This is a genomic window from Cytobacillus luteolus, assembly GCF_017873715.1.
GTDB classification, from domain to species: Bacteria; Bacillota; Bacilli; order Bacillales; family Bacillaceae_L; genus Bacillus_BV; species Bacillus_BV luteola.
This window is the reverse complement of the sequence record NZ_JAGGKM010000005.1, coordinates 160191-186899: the sequence shown is the minus strand read 5'-3', so window position 1 is coordinate 186899 and position 26709 is coordinate 160191. Positions and strand designations below refer to the sequence as shown.

Genomic DNA, 26709 nt, shown 5'->3' with positions numbered 1-26709 from the left:
CTAGACCCCTCTGCGCTACAGGCATTTGCTTTCCGCGGGGAGGAAGTCGAGCCTCCTCGACGTTCCGTCTGCGGGGTCTCGACCTTTCCTCTATTTCCCGCAGGAGTCAAATGCCTTCCGCTTCAATCCACTCTGTTTACTATATTAAGAAGTGCGTCTTCTTCTCTCATTTACGTAAAGAGCAATACCCGCTAATAATAGGATAATACCAAATGTTAAATAGTTGTACATATCTGTTGCTGTGTTAGGTAATGGTTTTCCATCGCCTTGAGCTGCTGGTGCGTCCTTTTCTTCAACTACAGGAGTTGCATCTGCTGCTGATAAAGGTAAGCTGTAAAGTGAGCCTGCTCCTTTTACAAAAAGCTGGTAAGCAACGATTGCTTGGAAGCCTTGGGCTGTTGAGAATACATCACTCTCATCTCCACCTTGCCAGTCAAAGCCGCCATCTGCATTTTGGAAGGATAGTAAGAAGCCGATTAAGCTGCTTCGGTCTTTTGCAAACAATTCTCCATTTGCATCCACTCCTAGAGCGGATAATGCAATAACAACTTGTGCTGCTGTAGAGCTGTTATCAATTTTTCCAGCTAGGTATTGTGCAGATAAAAATTCAACTGCGATGTCGATGTGAACTTTTACTTCAGCTTGGTCTTGGTAGCCTGCTAGTGCCGTTAAAACCATAGCAGTTGTGTCGATATCACTTTTTGCACTACCATCCCATGACCAGCCGCCATCTTCGTTTTGATTTTCAAGAAGGTGGTTTACTAGTTTTTCACGTGTCCATGTAGCATTAGCAGGAACCTCAAAGTTTGCACTATCTAATGCAAGTAATCCATAAACCACGCCATTTAGACCTTGCTTTGTAACATTACCATTATAAATTGCTTCTATTAAGTTATAACCTTCAAACGCTGTTGGGTTTTCTCCTGCTGCTAAAATACCTAGTGCGTAGCGCTCTGTATCTGTGATTCTAGCAAACTTTCCTTGCTTTTCATTTACGAGTGTTTTTACATTTTCTAAATAAGAAGCTGGTACCGTTTTACCTGCTTGTTTTAAGGCAATTGCTTCCCATTCGCCTACTTGATTTGCTAGTACATAAGCTACTGCAGTTTCAACTGAAGCACCTAGTGCATTTTTATCAAAAGGAGTAGCAGGTGTTTCTACTGTGTCCTCAGTTGTTTCCTTTTCTGTTGCTGATTCCCATGATTCATACTTGAATGTGATTTGATCTCCCGCTTTAAGTTTGTAGCTATCTGCTCCAACAGAAGCCATTTCACCGTTTACATAAAAAGCCCAGTAGTATGTGCCTTCAGCTGCAATACCAGAGATACCATTGATCATTATTCCATATTCAGAAACAGATGTCTCAAGTTTGTCATGACCAAGCACAACCGTTAATAAGTCAAGCGCAGTTGGATTATTAATAAAGCCAACGTCTGTCGCCTCTTTTAATGGGGTAGCTTCTTTCCCATTAACTGTTAGAAAAGCTTTATTGTTAGTTGCCACTGTCCAGTCTTGATAAACAAAACTTAGTTGATCGCCATCTTGTAGGATGTAGCTATCTGCACCAACTTGTGCTCCAACACCATTTACATAGAATGCCCAGAAGAAAGTCCCCTCAGCTTTAACACCTTGAATTGAGGTGATCATTTTTCCATATTGGCTTTCAGTAAATTCAATATTCGCTTCACCGACTGCTTTTACTAGTGCATCAAACGCCGATGAGCCTTCAGCATCCGCAACAGCATTTAAATCAACGAGTGTTTCTTTACTACCGATAACTGTAACGCTTTCTTCTTTATTTTCCTGTGCAAAAGCTGTTGTATGGAAGCTTCCAAACAAAAGAGTAAATGCTACAAGAAATGACAAGAATGTGTTCAATTTTTTCATCTGTTTCTCTCCTATCTGTGATTTTTCCATAAAAAAAATCCCCTCTGGAGGAGATTTGATGTTAAGTATCACGGACTCATGAGTTGCGATCCGTCTTAACACCCTCCTATCCGCGTAGGCCTTGGTGCAAAAAAAACAGGCAGGTTTCCTGGCTCATGATCATCGCTTCCTATGTCTTCCCATCCTTTTAAGACAGTGACGTAATATAGGTTGCTCTCACTTACAGTGGCGGGACCGCGTTGGATTTACACCAACTTCCCTATTAAGCTATCTACCCTAGTACATCGAAGATAAATAGCACCTATTTTTTGCTAATTCAATTTTTTATGTCGAACCTTATTATACAAATGTTGGGAGGGTTTGTATAGTGGGAAATGTTTTTTAAACTCGAGGAAAGATAACAACACTGCCTATACCCATCTACTCTTATAGTCATATACATGTAATAGGAAAAGGTGGTGATAGGTTGAGCAAACCTATATTTCAGGATGAAACAGGGAAGCGTTGGAGATTGGTGAAGATTAGTTTCACCACGGTCCTATTCACTATGTTACTTTTCATTTATTTCTTTGATTTCACATTGGTCTTATTATCTACTATTTTAAAAATATATTTACTGGTAGCTATTATTATCGGACTAATTAGAATGGCTATTTTAATGTATTTTAGCTACAAGCAATACAAACAAAAAGAATATAAACGCACTAAAAAACCTTTGAAAAAGAAACGCATTAAACGTCGCCGTAAAAAGAAATTCAGACCAAAAGTGAGTGTTATTATTCCTGTCTATAATGAAGAAGTTGTGATTGAACGTACCGTGAGAGCAATTAAGAAAAGTAAGTATCGTATTAGCGAAATTTTAGTTGTTGATGATGGCTCTACTGACCAAACCGTTCAAGTTGTGAAAAATGCTTTTAAAGGTTCTAGGAAAGTAAAGGTTATTGAAAAAGAGAATGGCGGAAAAGCTTCTGCACTTAACATTGGGTTCCAGAAGGCCGTTGGAGACATTGTGATCACAATTGATGCTGATACCATTTTTACAGAACGAGCCATTACCTATTTAGTAAGACCCTTTAAAGACCGTAACGTAGCAGCTGTTTCTGGTAATTGTAAGATTGGTAATCTCTCAAATTACTTAGCCGTCTGGCAGCATATTGAATATGTCACTGCTTTTAATCTTGAGAAAAGAGCCTATGAATACCTTAATTGTATAACCGTTGTCCCAGGTTCGAACAGTGCCTGGAGAAAAAAAGCCGTTGTAAAGGCGGGTTACTATGACCATGACACACTAGCAGAGGATACGGACTTAACCTTAAAGCTTTTAAATAACGACTACAAAATCATTTACGAAGACCGTGCTCTGTCCTATGAAGAATGCCCTGAGAAGATAAAAGATTTTATAAAACAACGCTATCGTTGGTCATATGGCATACTCCAAAGTTCGTGGAAGCATAAAAAAACGATATTTCACTCCAAAAATAGAACCTTAAAATACTTCGCAATACCAAGTATGCTATTTTCATATTTCCTTTACCTTACTGCTCCTCTAATTGACGTCATTTTTATAATTGCATTGCTAACGGGAGCAAAATCAATCTTTCTCTTCGCTCTGTTTTTTTATCTCACAGATACAGTTGCATCAATTTATGCTTTTAAGTTAGAAAAAGAAAAAATGAAACCACTACTATGGGTTTTTATTCAGAGATTGGCCTACCGCTATTTAATAGCCTATGTTACGTGGAAATCTATACTAATGGCACTAAAAGGCTATAGTGTTGGATGGAACAAGTTTGAACGTTCTGGAACAAATCAGTTTGGTCAAAGTGATGAAAAGGGTGAATAATAGGTGTCACCCTTTTTAAAATGAATTTAATCTTTCTCCCAATAACTAGTTCGTACGACCATTCACATGAGTTATTTGTTACATACTATATAGAAATGACATAGGAATATAGACTTTTTTTAAAAAGATGTAAAAGGTGGTGTATCACATCAAAAAAGTAGCTATTCATCAACCTAATTATCTACCATGGATTGGCTTTTTCGATAAAATGGATCAAGCGGATGCCTTTATTCTGCTAGATACAGCTGTACATTCAAAAAGTGAATTTGTAAACAGAAATAGAATTAAAACCCCTCAGGGAAACTTGTGGTTAACTGTACCCATAAAACAAAAGGAGATCCCTATATTCCAAATTGACGTTGATTTAAATAAGAGATGGAATCAAAAGCACTGGAAAACAATTCAAAGTAATTATAAAAAAAGCAAGTATTGGTCCCTATATCAGGAGGGATTCGAAAAGATTTATTCACACAACTGGTCTAAATTAGTCGACTTAAACCTTGCCTTGATAATGCATATTAAAGATATCTTAGGCATTGAAACCGACATTTTTATAGAATCAGATTTTAATAAAGACTTTGGAAAAGGAAACACTAGGAATATCAATCTAGTTAAGCATGTAAATGGAGATATTTATTTATCTGGAACCGGAGCAAAGGCTTACAATGACGAAGCCGAGTACAAAGAGAACAATCTCACCCTTCAATATCAGGAGTTTAACCATCCGGTATATCAACAAAATTGGGGTGATTTTATCGCAAATCTTTCTGTCATTGATATGATTTTCCATTGTGGACCTGACACGATTCATATCATTAGAAGTCTACGAAAATAACAAGTGAAGGGAGTGAGTTATAGTGCTTTTATCAGGGAATGAACGTGTATTAGTGATCGCTCCACATGCAGATGACGAAGTATTAGGGTGTGGAGGAGTAATTGAAAAAGCATGTAGATACAACAACGCTGTAAAGGTCGTTGTCACAGCAGTTGGCAATACAAAACATCCTCATAAAGAGGATGCTGTTACAGGTGATATTCGAAAAAAAGAGCTTGAAGAGGCAATGCATTTCTTGGGCTGTAAGGATTTTGAAGTGTTGTACGATGACAAGGACTCTATGTTAGACACCATCCCTATCAAAGAACTAATTGGAAAGCTTGATAAAATCATAGAAGCTTTTTCTCCATCGATGATTTTCATACCTTTACCGAGCTATCACCAAGATCACCAGATTCTTTACGATGCATGTATTGCCGCATTGAGACCAAACAACAACCTCTATAAATTAATAGCAATGTACGAATATCCGCTAACCTTTTGGAATCCAAAACCTTTTTGGAATATTGGCAGTTTGTATTTAGATATCTCAGATACCATTGATCAAAAAATAGAAGCATTTAAAAAACACAAATCACAAATGCGCCCATCAAACCATCCAATTGCCCCTGAAAATGTAAAGAAATGGGCAGAGATGCGAGGCCTAGAGATTGGTCTTGAATATGCGGAAAAGTATTATGTCTTAAAATCAATGATAATATGAATAACAGTTTGATATAAAAAATATTTTCAAATAACTTTACTCGTTATCTGGGTTTTATTAGTAGATTTAATCAAACGTTTGACTAATTAAACCTGCGCCAGTTATCGCAATTGATTGAATTCATCTTTATTTTTTAAAAGCAAGGAGACTTAAATATGAATAATAATCTTATCCCTCACAATAAACCAACCATCGGGATACAGGAAGAAAAAGCCGCTATCAATGTCCTTCGTTCAGGCTGGCTCGCCGGGGGGAGTGAGGTACAAAAATTCGAAAATGAGTTTTGTGAATATCTTGGATTCCCAAGAGGTCATGCTGTTGCAGTATCGAGTGGGACAGCCGCGCTTTATTTAGCTTTATGGTCCCTGGATTCTCAAGGAAAAAGAGTAGCTTTCCCAGCCTATACATGTTCGGCCCTTCGAAATGCAACTGCAATGGCAGGTGGTATTGAAATGTTAGTAGATAATAATGAAACCAGCCACAATATGAACTGTGATCTTTTGAATAAACTACGCCCTGACATTGCAATCATCCCACATATGTATGGTATTCCACAGAATCTAACTAAGCTACCAAAAAATATCAAGATCATTGAAGATTGTGCACAATCGCTAGGAGCAAAGGTAAATGGTATACCTGCAGGCTTGCAGGGCGATATCGGTATCTATTCCTTCTATGCAACAAAAGTCATCACCTCTGGCGGTCAAGGAGGAATGGTTGTTTCTAAGGATAAAGTAATAATTGATAGAATACGAGATTATCGTTTATTTGACCAACGAAAGGATCATGCTCACCGCTTTAACTTCCAAATGACCGATTTACAAGCTGCAATAGGCAGAGTTCAGCTATCAAAACTACCTTCCTTCATCAAACGCCGAGAAGAAATATTTCAACTATACAAAAAAGCAGGATTCCCTCTTTTAGAAGAACACTCGAGTGACCTTCAACCCATCCGATTTAGAGCCATTATCAAAACAAGACATCAGCAGAAGTTATTGGATGGTTTAGAAAAAGCGAATATAAAAGCAACAATTCCACTGAAAGCTGAAGAATTATTAGGTCCTGGTCACCTCTATCACCATTCCTTCGATTGGACTCAAAGCACCGTATCCTTGCCCATCTATCCTTCCTTGAAGAATGAAGAGGTAGAAAGGGTTATTGAGGCAGTATCGCGCATGATTACTTAAGATGCTTTCGATATTAGCCTTTCGACATCTCGACAAATGCCACGTACTTGTCGAATATAACACTATATGGTTCCTTAAATGAGGTTGTGAGATTGATTACCTGATACCTTTTTCGACAAGTACGTGGCATTTGTCGAATAAAGCCTAGCACCTATCTCTTAATCTTGTAAGCTCTTCTCTCTGCATATTCTGAGCAAGGTATGCAAACATTCAGCGTGTTCCCTTTGTCGTCCTCATACTTTCGTAGTGGCTTTATTTTCCGCTTGCAGATGGCACACTTTTTGGTGAAAAAATTAAAAATCGACAAGTAAATCACCCCTTTTTCACTATCATATCCTTCTATAACCCTTGATGTGCCTCCTTAGCAAGCAAAAAACCAGGCACTATGTACCTGGTTTTACTATTCGTCCTCAGTTAATCGCTGAATCGTCTTTGCCAGCAGTAATGTTCTTTCTATAAGGGTGGGGATTTCTAAGTATTCATCTTCACTGTGAGCATTCCCACCAACCGGGCCTAACCCATCGACAGTAGCCACACCGTTAGCCGCTGTAAAGGATGCATCGGAACCACCACCGGTTGACGTGTCTTGGACATCAATTCCGATTTCTTTTCCAACCTCTTGGATGACCTGTAACAGTGACTCAGATTGTTCTGTTTTTTCCATAGGAGGGCGGCTAATTTTCCCCTTCATCGTGACTTGTGTCCCTGAAACCTCAGTAGTCGAGCAAATTTCTTTGATTTTTTGCTGTAACATTTCAGCCTGTTCCATTTCAGAAATTCGAATGTCCACATGAGCAACCGCTCTTGGAGAAACTGTATTAACGGCTGAGCCACCTTCGATCAAGCCAACATTCACACTTATGCCTTTTTCGTGGTCAGTAAGGCCGTGGAGTTGGATGATTTTATGAGCTAATTCTTCGATCGCACTTCTGCCTTTTTGTGGTTCAATTCCTGAGTGTGCTGCTTTTCCTTTAACAACTAGCTTATAGCGTCCTCCACCTCGTCTAGAAGAAACAAGTGAGCCATCTTTTCGTGCTGGTTCAACAATCAAAGCATATTCTTTCCCCTGAGACTTTTCCTCGATTAGCGCACGTGATGTCGGCGATCCAATTTCCTCATCACTATTTAAAATAATCTGGACATTCTCAAATCCTGGCGTTCCTGTGGTCACCAATGCCTTTAACGCATATAAAAGTTCAACCTGACTGGATTTCATATCAACCACTCCAGGTCCATATGCACGGTCGCCTTCGATACTAAATGGTCTTTTTGCTACCGTCCCTTTTGGAAACACAGTATCCATATGGGCAACAAGGATAATTTTTGGGTCAACTGCCTCTTTGTGCTGGATTAAAAGGTGATTTCCTTGGTTTTCTTCTTCCCTTACTTCAACAACAAAGCCGAGCTCTTCATATTTTTCTTTTAAAATGGCACCGATTTTATCGACACCCTCTTTATCATCCGATCCACTGTCTATGTTAACAAGCTTCTCTATTAACTGAAGCATTTCTTCTTGTTTACTTTGCAAAAACGTATCCACTTTTTGACCACTCCCGAATCATTTTAAACATAGGGTTCGACTTTTACGTGATAATTGTCAAAACTACCTTAGTGAATAAAGGTCAGTCTTAATTAAGAGTTATCACCCATTAGTCGAATTGTTTTATCCTTCTACTAATATACCATGCTATCCATTCAAAATTGACGTAGGATGTATTTTTCTAATATAAAATGAGCTCGGGAAAATAAACCTAAGCTCATTTTTAACTAATATGAAAATGGTTCATATAAAACATAACCCTGAATATTTGTAATCCAGTGGTTTGCTCCGACATCGTATTGACCGCCATATTTTGAATCTGTACCGTAAACACGGTACCTTTCTCTAGGATTTAACACCCTCACATACTGAAGTTTACTATTTGGATCACGTTTCCAAAGGTTAATTCGTTTGGTAATTGTAACATAGCCAATTTCGCCCCGCGGCCCCTTCATAACTTCCCTATTCTCTGTGTAGGCCTCGAACTGAACAAAGGTCGCCATATTGGTAATCCAATGGTTACCTCCAACTCCATACTGCCCGCCATATTTATCATCAATACTATAAACTCTGTAGCGTTCTCCGGGATTTAGAACTCTAGAATATACTAATTTTCCATTCTCATTCCTGGTCCAAAGGTTAATTCGTTTTAGGATATTTATTGTACCAATTTCCCCTCTTGGACCTCTAAGTTGCTCTTTTATGTTAGTAGGCATTTGGATATTAGGAATCTGAACCATCCCATACCCATAAAGTGAGTCTCTACCTACAGGGCCTAAATCCTTAGAAGATTCCTGTAGAAAGGTTCGTAATTCACTCGCAGAAGCACCAGCATTTGCTTCCTTAATAAGTGCTAACACCCCTGTAACGTAAGCAGTAGACATACTTGTACCACTAAGGATAGCATAGTCATTATTTAGATAAGTACTTAGAATATCCACTCCTGGTGCTACAACTTCTAATAAAGGACCAGTCGCAGAAAAACCTGCTCGGACAAAATCTTTATCAACTGCACCGACTGCTATTGTTTCTAGATAGCGCCCAGGGTAATCTATTGTATCTGTATCCCCGTTAGGATCTCCGTCATTACCAGCCGATGCTACTACAAAAACACCACTATTATATGCCTTTTTTATGATACTAGATAAAGTTATTGAATCTTCATTAGTCCCAATACTAAGGTTAATGATATCTATATTATTATTAATTGCCCAATCAATTCCCGCCGCTATTTCAGAAAGGAACCCAAAACCTTCAGCATCTAACACTTTAACAACATAGATGGTCGCATCTGGTGCAATTCCATTTATACCAATTGAGTTATGTTGTGCCCCAATGATTCCTGTGACGTGGGTTCCATGTCCATTTTTATCAATATAATCATTACTACCTCCGACAAAAGAGACTCCACCCGCAATTTTCAAATCTGGATGGTTAGGTACAACCCCACTGTCTAGTACAGCGATTTTAATTCCTTTTCCGGTTAAACCAGTACTAAAAATCTTAGGGGAATGGATTTCTACTCTCTGTTTGTCAACTTCTTCTGGACTGATATTGTAAACCTTATTCTTTTCAATTGCTTCAATTAAATGACTTTCTCTTAAGAATTGTACATTTTCAGGAGGTATCATGGCAGTAACGAGTGGGAGGTTCTCCATTTGATTAACAATTGAACCTCCCAATTCAGTAATGATAGACTTATCAATTTCTTTTTTAAAAAGAACCAAGTAGGTTTCAGTAATAGTTTGATGTTCAATTCTCTCTTCGGACACTGAAAATCCTTCATGCTCCTCACTTTGCTGACAGGAGGTCAAGGTGAATAATAGAAATAGAACAAACCACTTTACTAGTCCATTACTTGTTTTGAAGTGGTTCATATGAAACATATCCCTTCATGTTTGTAATCCAATGATTACCTCCTACCCCAAATTGTCCTCCATATTTTTCGTCGTTACTGTATACACGATAGACTTCACCAGGTTTCAACACTCTTGAATATAGCAACTTTCCATTCGCATCTCTTTGCCATAGGTTAATTGGTTTTAGTATTCTTATATGTCCAATTTCACCTTTTGGACCTCTTACAACCGTGATATCATTTTGCGTGGTTTGTGTTAATGGTTGGTAGGTAACATGGTCAGGCATATTCGTAATCCAATGATTTCCCCCTACATCATATTGTCCTCCATACCTACTATCAATTTTATAGACTCGGTATGATTCTCCTGGATTTAAAATCCTCACGAATTCTAACTTCCCGTTAGCATCCCTTTTCCATAGATTAATTCGCTTTTTAACTTGAACATGACCAATTTCACCTCTTGGTCCTCTAACTATGTCTGGTGTTGTATCATTTATTGGTGTAGTGGTACCCGCTGCTTGTGAATTCGGTATTTTTAGTGTTTGACCAATTTTTATAAGGTCACTCGTTAAGCCATTTACTTCTTTTATTTTTGCTACTGTGGTGCCATGTCGTAACGCTATAGAGGATAAACTGTCACCTGACTTCACGGTATAGTTGGTATAACTAGGTTGAACCTCGGGTGTCTTTAGTTCAGTCGTAGCTGTATGTCCCTTCAGCCACTCTCCGTAATTTTGCCAGATCAAATTATTCTCTTGCCCAAGTGCCCAGCTGCCTGTCCCCTTGATTTCGTATTCATGAACTAAATCTACTTTAGCTTTAATCGATTGTTCATTTTCATACCAAATATGATACGTTCCTGGACCTAATATTCTGCCAGCCAAGTTATAGGTTGGGTCTGTATCCTTAATAATGATTGTAGCTTTCGGTGATTGAGCCTTCTCATCATAGGTCACAGTTGACTCATAAAGATTTATTAGCTCCTCAACACGGTTATTTGAGATTCCATAGCCACCAAAGGCTTGTCCTTCAACCCAATAGCGCCCAAAGAAAGGAATTCCAAGTACTATTTTATCCTTAGGCACACCTTTGTTTATGGCATATTCAATTGACCTTTTCACCCACGGCAAACTTGCTACCGGTCCTTCTGGGCCTCCTGTATAACTCTCATCATAAGCCATAATCATTAGGTAATCTGCATATTGAGAGAGTGCATGATAATCATAAGAACCATGCCACCCTGCATTCCACCCATTTGGATTTGCAGCAACAGCTACTGAAACCTCTTTGTGAGCAGGTATTTTTTCCCTTAAAAGTCGCACAAGGTCCGTGTAGTTCTCTCGATCAACATCTGTTACATTTTCTATATCAACATTTACGCCATCAAGGTTATAGGTTTCAATTGCATTGGCAATGTCCTGTGCAAGCTTTTCTCGATTTTCAAGAGCTGCCCTTCCTGAAGCTCGGTCCCAATGGTTACTTAAAAACGGTACAACTTTAACACCCTTGCCATGCATCTCTTCTATAAATGCACTGTTTACCAATCGGGTTAATTTTAGTGAACCATCGGGGTTAATATCAAAATAACTTGGTGATATTACTTGCAAATTTCCTTGTGTTCTTTCTACATAGCTCACATGTGTATTGGGATTACCAAAATAGATATAGGACATATTAAAGTTTTCTACATTATGAGCACTAGCTTTTTCGGTATATAGAGGTATTGTCGTGATGATCATGGAACCAACCACGACTTTAACAGCAGACGCCTTCACACCGGGTAACTTCTCTTTTAATAGCTCGTTTACTTTTCCCTCTATGGTTTCTTTTTGATTTTTTAGGGATGCTAAAAACTCAGTTGAAAACTCCGTTGTTTCAGGATTTAAATAGAATATTATCGTGGAGCCATCTTTTTCCTCGCTTATTTCAAACCGATTTAAGAATTCCGTCATGTTAGAATGCTCCCCCTCGAAGTGATTTCCTTTCTTAGTATTTAGGAAAAATGGGATTATTATTTATAATGTGGAAAATCAAGGGTGCAAAAAAAACGTTAGAGCTTTTTTTGCTCTAACGTTTCACTTGTTTCGCTATATTAACTTTTTAAAGAGTGTTCCTTCACATAACGATTCCACTCATGTTCTTTACATTCAGTACTACATGAACGGTAATGCTCATGTTCGCACTCATCACACATGATGATATGTTTGTTACATTCAGGGTTTCCACACTTTACGACTCTTTCTTCAGGCTGATCACAGTAATAGCATTTTCCTACTACAGTTGCTTCTTCTGTACGATTCACCGGAACTGAGATGCGGTCATCAAACACATACATTTTTCCATCCCATAGACGACCTTTCACTTCTGGGTCATAGCCGTAGGAAATAATTCCACCTTCAAGCTGTGAAACATCCTTAAAGCCTTCATTTACTAAAAATCCTGAGAACTTTTCACAACGAATACCGCCAGTACAGTAGGTTAAAACCTTCTTATCTTTATATTGACTGAAGTTTTTACGAATCCAATCTGGAAGTTCACGGAATGTCTCGATGTCTGGTCGAATTGCATTTCGGAAGTGCCCGAGATCATATTCGTAAGTATTTCGAGCATCCAGAATGACAACATCCTCATCTTGGAGTGCTTCGTAAAACTCCTTTGGAGAAAGATGTTTTCCTGTGGTTTGGTTAGGATTCACATCATCTTCTAGGCTTAGGTGAACAATCTCGGGTTTTACCTTTACCTTCATTTTTCGGAAGGCATGACCTTCAGATTCTTCTATTTTAAAAATCATATCAGAGAAGCGTTTGTCATTACGCATTGCTTCTACATATTGATTCGTTTGTTCAACTGTTCCAGAAACGGTCCCATTAATCCCTTCATGAGCCACGAGAATGCGCCCCATAAGACCTATTTCATCACACATCGCCTTATGATCGACCATAAAGCTTTCTGGGTCTTCAATTTGTACATATTTATAGTAAAGTAATACTCGATAATCCATCCATATCACACCTTCTATTCACTAACTTGTTGCCTATCCTATAATATCAAAAATTTTAACAAATGGCATAACAATTATCCTTAACTTCTCTTCATATTTTCAATTGTAATGACAAAAGCTATTCATGAAATATGTCTTGTGGGGCCTGACCCCCGTTACTTTAAAGCTCTAAAGGATTACAAGTGTCGATAAACATAATGCTTCAATATTTGAAAGAGAAAAGTAATATTCAAAATTTAATTTCTGCAGTATTATAAGATTTATAGATAGGGGGAGTTTTCAATTAAACAGGATAAGGTACTATGATTCAGTTAAGACATAACTATTTATATCTACTTTTTCTAGTCCCTGCAATTATTTTAACATATTTATATATTACTCCTCCAGAGAAGTGGAATTTGCAGGAAAGTATCATTTTATTTCTATGTATTATGGTCATTTTTGACCAGATTAATCGTAAAGTATTTTCGGGATTTGGTTATTCCTTTTTTCATGTCATTTTATCATTGATCATTTTTGATGAATTTTCAATTGTATACGGAATAATCTATCTTACGTTTGATTTTGTCTATACTCTTTTCTTTAAAAAAAGAGGCAGCGTCCAGACGATGCTCACTATTCTTTCAATCTATGTTATCATCATTGTAATTTGCAATGAATTTTATAATGTTCATGCAGATGAACAGTCTTATGCGACAAGATATGTGACACTATTACTTATGTTAGGCTCAAGTTTACTATTTAAATATGTGTATGTTTCTCTTGAGACTGGATTTATATCAACTAAACTATTTTTAGATCAATTTGCACCGATGGTGTTTGAGGTTGTAATTATCTTTCCGATTCTAGCTTTTTTTACTGATATCAATGTAAATCTAATACTCATTCTTTTCCTTTCTTATTATACTTTTATAGGATTTTTCCATAAGAAGTTTATGTCAATTGAACACTCGCATATTTTAAAAATTATTAAAATACTATCAACAAAATATAATATCCAAATTCTATTTATGGACTTGAAGGAAATCAAGGGGATGTATCATTCTGAAAAACGAATTATTTGTATTGATGAAAAGCTTGATTATCCCGAACAACTTCAGACTATCATACATGAATTACTTCATTTTCAATTACGGAAAAAATATCAACTCCCAAGAAAAGTTGAGGAGATGCTAATCACTCTTTTTGAAGCTATCATTAGCTGGTACTACATTATTACGTTAAAAAGGATGTAGGAAGAATTGCATTCATAAAGCAAATTATTTACCAAGCCAAAAGTTTTAATTAAAAGTATAGAAAGGACGATTTGCATGTCTACTCCACTAGGTCAGGAGTTACGAAGATTAAGGATGGAACGGGATTTAACGCTTGAAGATGTAGCTAAAGGAACGGGAATTACTCTTCAATATTTAAGTATGCTAGAAAAAGGAGTCCGTAAATCGGTGTCATTTGAAATTATGGCGGATATCTCAAGATTCTATGGTGTCCCTCTAGATTATTTTGCGGCTTTTATAAAAGAGGAAGAGTCCAGGCAACTTTCAGAGATGGAAATCATGCTTTGGAAGGCAATCAATGATAAAGTTCGAGACGAGATTTATTTTAAAAAGGGGAACTCAATAAAAAATATGTTCTCCAAGTTGTTCAGATAAGAATTGGATAATAGAAAAAGAAGCCTGACCCATAGTGTATTAATACGCCTAAAGGAGAGCTTGTAAGTCCAGGTCCATTTAAAAAGATGAAGATTTAATCTTCATCTTTTACATTTTCATCATATAGTTAATTGCTGCTCTTTCATGATAGGATGCTTTTGACTGAAGCAGACGCTTTACACTCTCATTTAAACAGTCACTACTAAGTACTTGATTCTGCTTCCATTGAGTATAGTGATATAGATATTTTACTTTATAGATTACCCGAAACACATAGATTTCCCCCTCGATAATAGACCATAAATCGACGGAGTCGCATTCGGAAACTGGCTGGCATAGTCAAATTGACCTTAGCCCCTATAGTTTTGCGTCGCCACTTTTCAATGGTTTTGCCTTTTCGTACGATTTATGTTTGATAAATTAAGTATATAGTAGCTGCTATTTTTTAAAAAAGGGTCAAAGTTCCCGTGTTTTATATAAGTATTTTTACCTATAGTATGATTTTGTTTGGATTTAAATCGCCATAAAACTGGGTTTTCTTTCCCTATAGGTTGTGACATATTTGAAACCTGCAGCTTTCAGCAGTTCGTATCCTTCATCAATCTGATTTCCTACAAAATGTTTTGTATGAGCATCCGTTCCGACAGTAATGATTTCTCCGCCAGCTTCTCTATATAACTTTACAAATGGTAGGTTTGGTAATGAGCAATCGATACGATAACGATATCCTGACATATTTACTTCAATTCCACGATTCGTTTGAACCAACACCTTAAAGGTATCTTCAACAATATCAAAGTAATTCTCCCACTTTATGGTTTTCCAGTCTGATTTTACGAAGTGTAGATAACGTTTGATAAGCGTGAGATGTCCCAAAACATCGAAGTTCTCGTACTCCTTCACATATTGATTCACAGTTTTAAAATAGATTTCAAGTGAGCGTTCCAATGACTTACCCTCAAAGTAATCTCCATTATGCAAGTCCAGATCATCTACAATGTGGGCGGAACCAATTACGAAATCAAAATGGTTTTCGGAAATAAAGTGATTGCTTCGTTCGAAGGTTGAAGGGTGAAGACCCATCTCAACTGCCTTTAAAATCGTTAAGTTCTTACTAAACTCTGATCTCATTAATTCTACTTGACTAGCATACTCTTGATAGTCAAATTCAAAAGTTAGGTCGCAATTAGGATAGAAATAATCCATATGCTCTGTAAAGGCAATTTCTTTTACCCCGTTTTTTATGGCCGTTTCACATGCCACCTTCATTGGCATCTTCGAATCTGCAGAGAAACTTGTATGAACATGATAATCAAACATTGTAAACTTCCTCTCTAGAGGCTCGGAAGTCCTCATAAGCGATAATAAGATACTAGTAAGTATAGCACAAATCTCTTTTCACGTTAACGCGTTACCGTGCTGGGGGTCAGGCCCCAAGCTTAGGCCCCAAGCTTAGAAAATGAATAGAGCCTGCAAAATCACAGGCTCTTAGTTTTTTATTTAGTTTCGCTAAGGAAGAGAAACGACATCTTCGACCACAGGTTCACCAATTTGCAACTTATATCCAATTCCCCAAACAGTTTTTATCGTTAAATTAATATTATACTGCTTTAGTTTCTTTCGCATTCTATTAAGATGTGTGTCAATCATTCTATCATCATCAAAATGATCATAACTCCAAACTACTTTTAAAAGCTCAGCTCTTGTGACAATTTCATCTTGATGTTTTACTAATGTCCATAATATAGAAAATTCTTTTTTCGTAAATGCGTATTCCACTTTATTATAATAAGTCTTATAGGTATTTCTATTCAGAGTGAAATTTCCATACTTTATAATATTATCGACTTGCTCTTCTTTAGGTTGAGTTAAATGAGACCGGCTTAATTTAGATTTTATTTTATATAATAATATTTTGTAATTAATTGGAAATACAATAACGTCATCAGCACCAGCTTCATAATATTCTATAATTCGTTCTTCAGTTATCGTTTTCCCAATAACCATAATGATAGCATTAACACTTTGTCTTATTTGACGACATAAATCAAGGCTATCTATATTTAATAGAGAGTTGTCGAGAATGATAACTTCAGGTTTTAATTCTATTGTTTTTACAAGGCCTTGTAAGCCGTTATTAAAACTGCTCACGCTAAAAAAAGAATCGAAAAATTGTTCTAAGTGAATACTTACTTGGCAATCTTGTTCCATAATCAATAGTTTCTTTTCCAAAAACATTCCTCCAACACCACTATTTGCCTAGTATTATATTACCAAATATTATTAAATAAATTAAACTTTTTTTTACGACAATGGAAAATGACAAGCAACAAACTGACCATCATTTCCAGAGTCTACAAATTCCGGAGTTACCTCTCTGCATTTTTGCTCTGCATATGGGCATCTTGTATGGAACGCACAACCTGATGGAGGATTTATAGGACTTGGCACATCGCCTTCTAAAATAATCTTCGGTTTATCTCTTAATCTTGGATTTGCAATTGGATTAGCAGAAATTAATGCTTGTGTGTAAGGATGTTTTGGAGATTCAAATAAATCGTCAGTAGTTCCTACCTCCACTAATTTACCTAAATACATTACTCCCACACGCTTGCTTATATGACGTACCACATTAAGACCATGAGAAACAAACAAATACGTTAGTCCCAATTCCTCTTGAAGCTCTTCTAGCAAATTTACAACCTGTGATTGAATAGAAACATCTAATGCAGAAACAGGCTCATCTAAAACAATAAGTTTAGGATTTAATGCAAGAGCTCTGGCTATTCCGATCCTTTGACGTTGCCCACCACTAAACTCATGTGGAAAGCGTCTCATATGGAAACTATTTAGACCTACTAATTGAAGCAATTCTTTAACTCTTTCTTCTCTTTCTTTTTTTGACTCCATTCCATGTATCTGTAGTACACGTGAAATAGTATCACCAACAGTTAAACGAGGATTTAATGATGAAAATGGGTCTTGAAAAATAAGTTGCATGTCTTTTCTTTTCTGACGTAGCTCTTTATCTGACAACGTAAAAAGGTTTTCTCCATCAAACTCAACCTCACCACTGGTTGCCTCTAATAATCGAAGTAGGACTCTTCCTGTTGTTGATTTACCGCACCCACTTTCTCCTACTAAACCTAATGTTTCACCTTTTATTATGTCAAAACTAACTCCATCCACCGCTTTTACATAACCTTGCGTTCTACCCAAAAGGCCTCCCTTAATTGGGAAATGCATTTTTATATCATTTACTTTTACAAGAATCTCTTGTGAATTTTCATATTGTTTTACTAATTGTTTTTCACTTACAGTTATCATCTATTACGCCTCCCAACGATCTGTATTCTTCCAGCATCGGACAACTTCATCTTCACCAAGTATAGTAAGTTCTGGCATTTCTTGTCGGCAAAGGTCTTTTGCATATTCACATCTTGGAGCGAAGCGACATCCTTGTGGAAGGTGTAAAGGGTTGGGAACTGTTCCTTCTATTGTATAAAGCTTTCCTTCTCTCTTGGTAGCACCTGGCATAGACTTCAGTAGTCCCTCTGTATAAGGATGCTTTGGATTTTCAAATATAGTAAAAACATCACCTTGTTCAACTACCTGTCCAGAATACATAACAACTACACGATCAGCCATTTCTGCTACTACCCCTAAGTCATGAGTAATAAGTACAATGGAGGTATTTATCTTTGCTTTAAGTTCTTTCATCAATTGAAGGATTTGATTTTGAATTGTTACATCTAATGCTGTCGTTGGTTCATCAGCAATTAATAGTTCCGGGTGACAAGCTAGTGCCATTGCAATCATGACACGTTGTCTCATTCCTCCACTTAATTCATGTGGATACTGATTTACTCGACGTTCTGCTTCTGGTATACCTACCAGCTTTAACATGTTTATAGCTAATTCATGTGCTTCTTTTTTTGACAATCCTTGGTGTAAAATGATAGATTCTGAAATTTGATCTCCAACTTTATAAACAGGATTAAGAGATGTCATAGGTTCTTGGAAAATCATAGAGATTTTATTTCCTCTTATTTCTCTCATCTCTTTGTCTGTTTTTTCTAGTAAGCTCTCATTATGGAAAACAATATCTCCATCAATAATTTTTCCAGGAGGGTAAGGTATTAGACGCATGATAGAAAGGGAAGTAACACTTTTTCCACTTCCTGATTCCCCTACGATCGCAAGTGTTTCTCCAACTCTTACGTCAAAGCTTACACCATCGATTGCTGGCACAACGCCGTCTTCCGTATAAAAATATGTTTTTAAATTTTGAACAGATACAATTGTTTCTTTTTTTGTTACAGTCGTTGTCATATTTTTACCTCCCTACTTCTGTCTTGGGTCTAATGCATCTCGAAGACCATCTCCGATAAAGTTAACAGCTAATACAGTAATGATAATGAATAGGCCAGGGAAAATAGCTTGCCATGGATAATATTGAATAATTGACAGATCTTGTGCAGATGTCAGCATGTTCCCCCAACTTGGTGTTGGTTGCTGTACCCCTAGTCCTAAAAAGCTTAAAGAAGCTTCAGCCAAAATGTTATTTGCAATATCCAGTGTTGCTATAACAGTAATAGGGGCAATTGCGTTAGGTAGTATATGATAGAAGATTGTACTTCTATGCGTCTCTCCAGTTGCTTTCGCAGCCTCTACATAATCGCGTTTTTTTAGTGTAAGAATTTCTCCACGAACAATCCTTGCCATACCTGTCCATCCCACTACACTAAGTACAAAAACAGTTGTCCAAATAGATGGTACGATAAGTGATGCAACAATCAGCAGTAAGAAAAATGTTGGAATGGATTGAATAGCATCCACAATTCTCATCATGATATTATCAATAATGCCGCCAAAAAATCCTGAAACAGCTCCATATATAATTCCAATTGTTACAGTACATATCATTGCAAGAATAGATACCATTAGAGATACTCGTGCTCCAAAAAACACACGTGTCATTACATCTCCACCCATGCTGTCCGTACCAAATGGGTGTTCTAAGCTTGGAGCTAAATTTGAATCTAAAATATCATAAACATCTGGCTTATGTGGTGACAGTAATGGTGCGAAAATGGCAATAAATACAATTGTTGCAAAAACAATCAGACCCGCTACAGCAAGCTTATTTCTTTTATATCGCTTCCATATAACAGCCCTCCTGCTTTCAATCTTCATCTCTTTTTCTTGTAAAAGTATATTATCTTGAACCTCATTATTCGTTGATAGGTTTGGAAGACTCATGTTGATACACTCTCCTCACTTGACTAATTCTTACTATATTGAATTCTTGGATCTACAATTGCATATAAAATATCTGCAACTAGGTTTGCACAAACTACCATAACAGAAACAATCATTGTCGTTCCCATAATGACTTGGTAATCACGAATGAAAATCGCATTAATTGTTAACCTTCCTAGTCCCGGCCATGCAAACAGCTGCTCGATAAACAATGCCCCACCTAATAGTGCCGGTAATTGTAATGCAAGGATTGTGATGATTGGTAGAAGTGAATTACGTAAAGCATGTTTGAATATTACTTTATTTTCCGTTAATCCTTTTGCTCTAGCTGTCCTAATAAAGTCCTGTTTAATAACCTCAAGCATACTTGATCTCATAAATCGTGTTTTTGTTGCAATTAAACCGAATGCAAGTGTTAGTGCTGGCAATGTTAAGTGATAAAGTCTATCCCATAAGTCAAATGCATCATAGTTTTCCCTCATTCCTGACGCAGGGAACCAGCCTAAGTGCAACGAAAATACGAGTATAACAATTAATGCAATAAAAAATTGAGGAACGGCAATTCCTAAAAATGCGTATCCAGTAAAAAAGTAATCTACTTTTGAATATTGTTTTACTGCAGAATAAACACCGATTGGGATAGCGATAATGGTTGATAATAAAATAGCAGTTCCAACTAGCGTCATAGTTGCTGGTGCTCTTTCAAAGATCTTCTCCATAACAGGACGGCCATCTTCAAATGAATACCCCATATTTCCTTCAAGTACCAATAATTTCAGCCACTTATAATATTGAATATAGATTGGTTGGTCGAGACCTAATTGTTCTCTTATTACGGATAAGTCTTGCGTGGAATCGGCTTCTGGGTTCTCATACATCGCTGTTGGATCTCCTGGAGCTAGTGACATTAGCAAGAATGTAATAATTGAGATGATGATTAATAGAGGAATGGCTTGCAATATTCTTCGTATTATGTATTTCGTCATGTATACCCCCACTTTCTTTTTACAAAGAAAGCCGTAGCGACCGTAATCGCTGACGGCTATCTCTTAAACTTCTAATTCCCTTTTCTTTTCTTAGCGCTTGACCAGTACCAATCAACGATGTTGAAGTATGGATCAGAAATTGACATTTTGATATTTGCTAAATCTTTATTAACTCCAGCTGTAAGCTTTGGATGATAAGTGAAGATTAGAGTAGTGTTATCAGCCATATGCTTGTGCAGATCTTGATACATCTTAATACGCTTGTTACGATCTTCTTCTTGTTTGTATTGGTCTAAGATTTTATCAATAGTTGGATCATCTATACGGTTTCTGTTGTTACCTGGTTTGTTTTTCGCAGGATCAGGAATGTTGCTTGAATGGAAGAACCCAGAGTGCTCAACGTTAGCATCATATCCACCCCAACCTAGTGGGAATATATCCAGTTCACCTTTTGCATATTTATCAAGGAAAATAGACCACTCGTAAGAGCGTGGTGTAACTTTAATTCCTAATTGAGCCCAGTTTTGTTGAGCTAGAAGTGCAATTTTCTCACGTACTTTGTTTCCATTGTTATACGCAAACTCAAATTCCATTTTAGTTCCGCCTTTTTGACGAACACCATCTTTTAAAGTCCAACCAGCTTCATCTAATAACTTAGCTGCTTGTTTAATATCAAATGGAAGAGCTTTAACGTTTGGATTGTTTTGAGGAATCTTTGGATGCATTGGTCCACTTGCTAAATAAGCACGGCCTAACTGAACTTTTGATACGATTGATTGACGGTCTAATCCAAGAGCTAACGCTTTACGAACCTTCTCGTCATTAAATGGTGCAACCTTAGAGTTGAATCCAAGGAAATCAAAGCGTCCATAGTCATAAGAAATTGTTTTTAACGCTTTATTTTTAGACACCTGTGGTAATTGAGCCGCATCTAACGCTTCAACAAAGTCAACACTACCTTTTAATAGGTTAATTGCTTCAACGTTTGAATCTGGAAGAATACGTGTAATAACTTGGTCAAGGTAAGGGCGGCCATTCCAGTACTCTTTGTTAGCAACTACAACGATACGCTCTGCCGCTTTCCACTCTTTAAATTTGAATGGACCTGTTCCAATTGGATTTCGGTGTACTTTGTTGTTGCTGTTGTAATCCGCAACGCCTTTAGGGAACTGGTGACTCGCTAATACCGCTGCTCCAGTTACAACGTTTGTTAAGAATAAAACATCTTTTTCTTTTAATTTAATAACTACTGTATGATCACCATTAGCTGTAACACTCTCAATCGACTCAAAGTCACCTTTGTAACTGTTAATTGATTTTGGATCCATATACATTTTGTATGAGAATACAACGTCCTTAGCAGTCATAGGTTTTCCATCATGGAATTTAACACCTTTACGAAGTGTAAATGTATATGTGTTCTTCGCTTTATCAAATGTATATTTTTCCGCAAGATTCGGAATTGGTGCACCATTAATATCTTGAGATAATAGAGCATCAAAGATTAGACCTTGAATATCATTTGAAGCAGAATCAGATGTTGTAAATGGGATTAAACGAACAGCATCAGCGAATGATGTTAATACAACTGTTCCCCCTACTTTACTTTGATCAAAACCCGAACGAGCTGCATCAGCTTGAAGCGGATTCACTAATCCTATACCAGAGAATGCAATTGTTGCTGCTAATGTAGTTGCAGCTAATTTTTGTTTGAAATTTTTCATTCATTATTCCTCCTTGCCTATTTATAATTTATAGTTAGTTCTTTGCAGGTGGTGTAGTTGCAGTTGCAGTGATCGTTTTAACAACGCCCTCAGCTGAAATTTCCAAAGTACCTGACAATACTTTCCCACTTGTTTGAAGAGCTACTAACTCTTTAAGTGTTACATCTTTCTTCGTTTCTCCTTCAGTTACACTAACTTTTACACTATCATCAACAGTGAAAGTTTGATTAGGAAGTGCATTACCAGAGAAATCTACTTCTACGTTTGAACCAGTAACTTTAAATGGTTTCTTATCAACTTTAGAAACCGAAGCAGTAATTACTGTAACCTCATCATTTGCTACACTTGTTAAAACAGTTCCAAAGAATTGAACCCCGTTCTTCATATAATTACTTAAAATAGTGAATGAAAAATCCCCTTCTGGGTTATTTGGAAGTGGTGTTACATATGCATTTAAATTCACATTTAATGATTTTGTATCGACCTTAATTTTCCCAGCATCATAAGTCAGTGTACCCTCGAATTGATCAAGTCCAATTCCCTCTGCATATGCAACTTCATTATTATTATTTAATGTAAGAGTTACCACTGTTCCAAGACCTAGTGAAGATGCTTCACTTGCTTGGTCGTCTAAGAATAGGGAAGCATTTGAATGGAAGTTATACGTCTCTTCACCTAATTCATTTTTAATAGTGATATGTGTATCCCTTACTTCTACTACAACTCCTGAAACATTGTTGTAAAAATCTTTTACCTTTAAGTACTTGTCAATTGCTACAGCAAGATCTTCTCTCGTAATTTCCGCATCTAAATCAGTATCAATATCTAAAACCCCTTTTCGATCTAAGAAGTATAGATAGTCAACTGGATCTTTTGTCCACGAAGCTTTAAACCCTAAGCCTAAAGCTAATGCTTTACTTAGCTCAAAGTATGTAACCATTTTTCCAGGACGGAATTGACCGTTTTTATTTAATTTGAATACGCCTAAATTTAACATCTTTAATGCTGCATTGTTTTTACCATTCGTAACATCAAGGTCTGTTACTTTTACCACATTTGGGTTACCCTGAGATACTACTCTATTAATTACTGCACTAAACTCAGATCTTTTTACTGAGTCACTAGGGTTAAAAATAGTTGTATTATTTCTCATAATTCCTAAAGATACTAACTTTGTAATCGATTGTTCACTCGCGAACCCAGTAACATCATCGAAGCTTGCTGCATGTACTGCTGAATAACTGCTGAATGCCAGTGAAGTCACTAATGCACTCGTAATGGCCACCTTTTTAATCCTCTTCATCTAAAGTCCTCCTTACTAAATCCTTTTTTAAATTCACTGGAGATTTTTTTCTATACCGCGTCACAGAAAATAGATCTTTCTACCCCTCACCTTCTAGTACAGATATAAAGTTCAAGAATTTAAAATTCTTAATCACATTTATAACATAATAGATTCAGAAAATTTTCAACTTTAAGTTAACGAATTGTTATCTAAAAGTTAAAAAATTCAGATATTAAACTATAGTTTAAATTGTCCGCACTTTTTAAATCTATTTATTTTAAAATCCTTACTTCTTTACATTTTGGCGGTGTTAGTTGAATTACAACCACGTTTTCAAAAAATAGAAATCATACAAAAGTCTAACAATTCCTTTACCTTTTTCTAACTATTTCACTATGCGAAGTAAGCAATTCTAGCCCTTTAGTACTATCCGATTTAAAAAATCACTTAAAACTTCACAAAAATATCTCATTAAAAAATAATTATTAAACTAGTAAGAGAATGGTATAAATAATTAAACTTGGGTGGAAATCTTTACTTATCATTTATCTCGGGTCCTTATCTCGGGGGCCTGACCCCCAGCGCTTTAAATCACTAAAGCTTTTTTTCTGTAATAATTCTTTTGTCCCACATATATTGTGTATAAGGGAGATATAGGGGGCAGTAGTATGATTAAATTAACGGGATTTCTATCATTTTTATTGTGTTTTTTTTCATGGGGGTCTATTGTTACTGCTGATGCTGATAGTCAGTTAATTATTATTAACAAGCAGACGAATGAGCTTGCCTTTTATGAGAATGGAGAACTTGTAAGGGTATTTAAAGTTGCAACCGGAAGGAGTGAGAGTCTTACTCCAGAAGGTACATTTCGGATTGTAAATAAGATAAAGAATAGACCTTATTATAAGGATAAAATTCCAGGTGGTGACCCACGAAATCCACTTGGGGATCGGTGGTTAGGTTTAGATGCTCGAGGAACCTATGGAACGACTTACGCCATTCATGGGAATAACAACCCTGCATCCATTGGTACATATGCAAGTGCTGGGTGTGTGAGAATGCATGATGATGAGGTTCGTTGGCTTTTTGAACGGGTAGAAAAGTTTACAACAGTCATTATTACAAACACAACGGAGTCATTTGACACTATTGCCGCAAGTCATGGGTTTGAGCCTTATAGTAAGTTAGAAACTGTCAACGTTGACAAATTGAGTCCTCAGCCAGAAAATACAGAAATCACAGTTAAAGCTTCAACTAGTAACAAAAATCCTTCCTTATATAAGTTCATAATCTTTGACGGTGATAGCTGGATTACATTACAGGACTTTTCGACCAAAGATCAATTGTTATGGCAGCCTACAGTAGCTGGGTCCTATCAAATTAAGGTTCAAGTGAAAAGCACTTCTTCTGAAAAATCGTTTGATGATGAGAAAATCATTCCTTTTAATGTCTTTGTGTCTGCTAAAATCAACTCAGTTTCATTTAATAGTGAAAGTCCACAATCCACAAATACTCCAATAAATTTAACTGCTATCACTAACGATACATCCCAAAATTTGATGAGGTTTTCTATTTTCGACGGAGATAAATGGATTACGGTAAAGGATTACTCCATGTTAGTAGATTTCACTTGGACTCCAACAGAACCTGGTATATATAAAATAAAAGTGGAAACGAAAAATACGCTTTCCAGTAAAAATGCTGAGGATGAGAAAGAATTTACCTATACCATTTTTGAACCAGCACACATTGTTTCGCTTTCCTCAAGTAAATATGGTCCACAGCCAATCGGCACTCCATTTTCACTTTTTAGTTCAACAAATGATGAGGCTGCTAACCTAGTAAGATATTTACTACATGATGGTGAAAAGTGGAACACTCTACAAGACTTCTCAAAAGTTATGGAACTTACTTGGCAACCCGAGGCTCCCGGTTCGTATAAAATAAAAATGCAAACAAAACATGAGTTGAGTAGAGAAGAGTTTGATGATGAGGAAACAATGGATTTTACAATCTTCACACCTGCAACTTTTCAAGCTATGACTTCTGATAAAGAAAAATTCATTCATTCTGGGGACAGTGTTAATATCGAGTTTAAAAATTTAGATCAGCTTGAGTACCGCATTTCAGTTTTTAATGGAGAAGAATGGGGTGTTCTAAGAGAATATAATGCAGAAAGTAAGTTTGAATGGCGACCGGAATCCCCTGGAATCTATCGGTTAAAAATTGAAGTTAAACACCAGCTATCAAATCAAGAATATGATGACAAGAATGAGTTTTTATTCATCGTTTATGCATCATCACCTATTCAAGCCGTACTTGAACGCCGAGCAAAAATAAGAAAAATTCGAGTTGGGGCCTGACCCCCGACGCGTTAAAGCGCTAAATAAATATAGTGGGTGTTCCCCTATTGTGAGTATTGGGGAGAACCCACTATTTTGAATGAATAGTATTATCTTAAAAGGATATTATGAGGATACTTCGAAGAAGGTTATACTTCAAGTAGTTTCTTTATTTTTGCGATTTCTCTTTCGTTTTGAGATGCTTTTTCCCATGTGATGTCTTGGTCGATGGCAAGCAAATTGAATCTCTCCATTATTTCTTTATGGCGAATTTCATTTTGTTCTTTCATTTTCTGTTGCTCTTCTTTTATTCCTTGTAGGTCGTCTTGTACTCCTTGGAGATCTTCTTTTACTACCTGTAGGTCATCTTTTACATCCTGTAAATCTTCTTTTACTACCTGTAAATCGTTCTTTACTCCTTGTAAATCGTTCTTTACTCCCTGTAAATCGTTCTTTACTCCTTGTAAATCTTCTTTTATTAAGCAGATTTCTTCTTTAACTCCTAATAAATCCTCTCTCATATTCCCTACCATACCAATTAATTGAGAAAGCATTCCTTCCATTTTCTCCTGTTCCAAACTTAAATCACCTCCTTTCATAATTG

22 protein-coding genes and 2 riboswitches are annotated in these 26709 nt (G+C 36.7%); of the genes, 7 read left to right on the top strand and 15 right to left on the bottom strand.

Annotation, left to right across the window (positions count from 1 at the left end):
• Positions 1 to 144 precede the first annotated feature (144 nt).
• Entirely contained in the window at positions 145 to 1887 is a 1743-nt protein-coding gene (locus tag J2Z26_RS15490) for a DUF4430 domain-containing protein (RefSeq protein WP_193534613.1), read from the bottom strand.
• 121 nt (positions 1888 to 2008) lie between these two features.
• A riboswitch (cobalamin riboswitch) is annotated at positions 2009 to 2207 on the bottom strand.
• Between the two features lie 146 nt (positions 2208 to 2353).
• Here J2Z26_RS15490 and J2Z26_RS15485 point away from each other — a divergent pair.
• The 4 genes from J2Z26_RS15485 (at position 2354) to J2Z26_RS15470 (ending at position 6455) form a co-directional block, all read left to right on the top strand.
• Positions 2354 to 3730 carry a glycosyltransferase family 2 protein gene (locus tag J2Z26_RS15485; RefSeq protein ID WP_193534614.1) on the top strand — a complete coding sequence of 459 codons (1377 nt, stop codon included), beginning with the start codon at positions 2354 to 2356 and terminating at the stop codon, positions 3728 to 3730.
• A gap of 139 nt (positions 3731 to 3869) precedes the next feature.
• Positions 3870 to 4565 (top strand): WbqC family protein, encoded by a 696-nt coding sequence (locus tag J2Z26_RS15480; protein ID WP_193534615.1) that lies wholly within the window; start codon positions 3870 to 3872, stop codon positions 4563 to 4565.
• 22 nt (positions 4566 to 4587) lie between these two features.
• Positions 4588 to 5268 (top strand): PIG-L deacetylase family protein, encoded by a 681-nt coding sequence (locus J2Z26_RS15475; protein WP_193534616.1) that lies wholly within the window; start codon positions 4588 to 4590, stop codon positions 5266 to 5268.
• Positions 5269 to 5423: 155 nt separating this feature from the next.
• Complete coding sequence (locus J2Z26_RS15470) at positions 5424 to 6455, top strand: DegT/DnrJ/EryC1/StrS family aminotransferase (protein ID WP_193534617.1); 1032 nt, start codon at positions 5424 to 5426, stop codon at positions 6453 to 6455.
• A gap of 400 nt (positions 6456 to 6855) precedes the next feature.
• On the opposite strand, the gene J2Z26_RS15465 is transcribed toward J2Z26_RS15470, so the two are convergent.
• The 4 genes from J2Z26_RS15465 to trhO form a co-directional block, all read right to left on the bottom strand.
• Entirely contained in the window at positions 6856 to 7995 is a 1140-nt protein-coding gene (locus J2Z26_RS15465) for a M20 family metallopeptidase (RefSeq protein ID WP_193534618.1), read from the bottom strand.
• A gap of 227 nt (positions 7996 to 8222) precedes the next feature.
• Positions 8223 to 9872 (bottom strand): S8 family peptidase, encoded by a 1650-nt coding sequence (locus J2Z26_RS15460; RefSeq protein ID WP_209794376.1) that lies wholly within the window; start codon positions 9870 to 9872, stop codon positions 8223 to 8225.
• Entirely contained in the window at positions 9850 to 11808 is a 1959-nt protein-coding gene (locus J2Z26_RS15455) for a glycosyl hydrolase family 18 protein (protein ID WP_193534620.1), read from the bottom strand. Before J2Z26_RS15455 ends, J2Z26_RS15460 begins: the two co-directional genes overlap by 23 nt.
• 140 nt (positions 11809 to 11948) lie before the next feature.
• Entirely contained in the window at positions 11949 to 12857 is a 909-nt protein-coding gene (gene trhO, locus J2Z26_RS15450) for an oxygen-dependent tRNA uridine(34) hydroxylase TrhO (protein WP_193534621.1), read from the bottom strand.
• 302 nt (positions 12858 to 13159) lie between these two features.
• Between trhO and J2Z26_RS15445 the strand changes: the two genes are divergently transcribed.
• Positions 13160 to 14092 (top strand): ImmA/IrrE family metallo-endopeptidase, encoded by a 933-nt coding sequence (locus J2Z26_RS15445; RefSeq protein WP_193534622.1) that lies wholly within the window; start codon positions 13160 to 13162, stop codon positions 14090 to 14092.
• Between the two features lie 75 nt (positions 14093 to 14167).
• Positions 14168 to 14506: a helix-turn-helix domain-containing protein gene (locus tag J2Z26_RS15440; protein ID WP_193534623.1), complete on the top strand. Its 339-nt coding sequence runs from the start codon at positions 14168 to 14170 to the stop codon at positions 14504 to 14506.
• A gap of 108 nt (positions 14507 to 14614) precedes the next feature.
• Here the strand turns inward: J2Z26_RS15440 and J2Z26_RS15435 are convergent, their stop codons facing one another.
• The 9 genes from J2Z26_RS15435 to J2Z26_RS15395 all read right to left on the bottom strand — a co-directional run bounded on the left by J2Z26_RS15435 (position 14615) and on the right by J2Z26_RS15395 (position 23781).
• Positions 14615 to 14779 (bottom strand): hypothetical protein, encoded by a 165-nt coding sequence (locus tag J2Z26_RS15435; protein ID WP_193534624.1) that lies wholly within the window; start codon positions 14777 to 14779, stop codon positions 14615 to 14617.
• Between the two features lie 45 nt (positions 14780 to 14824).
• Positions 14825 to 14910: riboswitch (cyclic di-GMP riboswitch) on the bottom strand.
• Positions 14911 to 15019: 109 nt separating this feature from the next.
• The gene (locus J2Z26_RS15430; RefSeq protein ID WP_193534625.1) at positions 15020 to 15826 is read right to left on the bottom strand and encodes a histidinol-phosphatase HisJ family protein; all 807 of its coding nucleotides are present in this window, start codon (positions 15824 to 15826) and stop codon (positions 15020 to 15022) included.
• Between the two features lie 189 nt (positions 15827 to 16015).
• A complete protein-coding gene (locus tag J2Z26_RS15425) occupies positions 16016 to 16738 on the bottom strand; it encodes a response regulator transcription factor (RefSeq protein WP_193534626.1) in 723 nt (240 codons plus the stop codon).
• Positions 16739 to 16810: 72 nt separating this feature from the next.
• Positions 16811 to 17833, bottom strand: coding sequence for an ABC transporter ATP-binding protein (locus J2Z26_RS15420; protein ID WP_193534627.1), 1023 nt, complete (start codon positions 17831 to 17833; stop codon positions 16811 to 16813).
• Positions 17834 to 17836: 3 nt separating this feature from the next.
• A complete protein-coding gene (locus tag J2Z26_RS15415; RefSeq protein ID WP_193534628.1) occupies positions 17837 to 18838 on the bottom strand; it encodes an ABC transporter ATP-binding protein in 1002 nt (333 codons plus the stop codon).
• 12 nt (positions 18839 to 18850) lie between these two features.
• A complete protein-coding gene (gene opp4C / locus J2Z26_RS15410; protein ID WP_193534629.1) occupies positions 18851 to 19768 on the bottom strand; it encodes an oligopeptide ABC transporter permease in 918 nt (305 codons plus the stop codon).
• A 23-nt stretch (positions 19769 to 19791) separates the two neighbouring features.
• On the bottom strand, positions 19792 to 20754 hold the full coding sequence (locus J2Z26_RS15405; RefSeq protein ID WP_193534630.1) for an ABC transporter permease: 963 nt from the start codon (positions 20752 to 20754) through the stop codon (positions 19792 to 19794).
• 71 nt (positions 20755 to 20825) lie between these two features.
• Entirely contained in the window at positions 20826 to 22478 is a 1653-nt protein-coding gene (locus tag J2Z26_RS15400; RefSeq protein WP_193534631.1) for an ABC transporter substrate-binding protein, read from the bottom strand.
• A gap of 34 nt (positions 22479 to 22512) precedes the next feature.
• Positions 22513 to 23781 carry an S-layer homology domain-containing protein gene (locus J2Z26_RS15395; protein WP_193534632.1) on the bottom strand — a complete coding sequence of 423 codons (1269 nt, stop codon included), beginning with the start codon at positions 23779 to 23781 and terminating at the stop codon, positions 22513 to 22515.
• Positions 23782 to 24431: 650 nt separating this feature from the next.
• On the opposite strand from J2Z26_RS15395, the gene J2Z26_RS15390 reads away from it, so the two are divergent.
• Positions 24432 to 26126, top strand: a complete 1695-nt coding sequence (locus J2Z26_RS15390) for a triple tyrosine motif-containing protein (RefSeq protein ID WP_193534633.1) — start codon at positions 24432 to 24434, stop codon at positions 26124 to 26126.
• 128 nt (positions 26127 to 26254) lie between these two features.
• On the opposite strand, the gene J2Z26_RS15385 is transcribed toward J2Z26_RS15390, so the two are convergent.
• Positions 26255 to 26683, bottom strand: a complete 429-nt coding sequence (locus J2Z26_RS15385) for a hypothetical protein (protein ID WP_193534634.1) — start codon at positions 26681 to 26683, stop codon at positions 26255 to 26257.
• Positions 26684 to 26709: the final 26 nt, after the last annotated feature.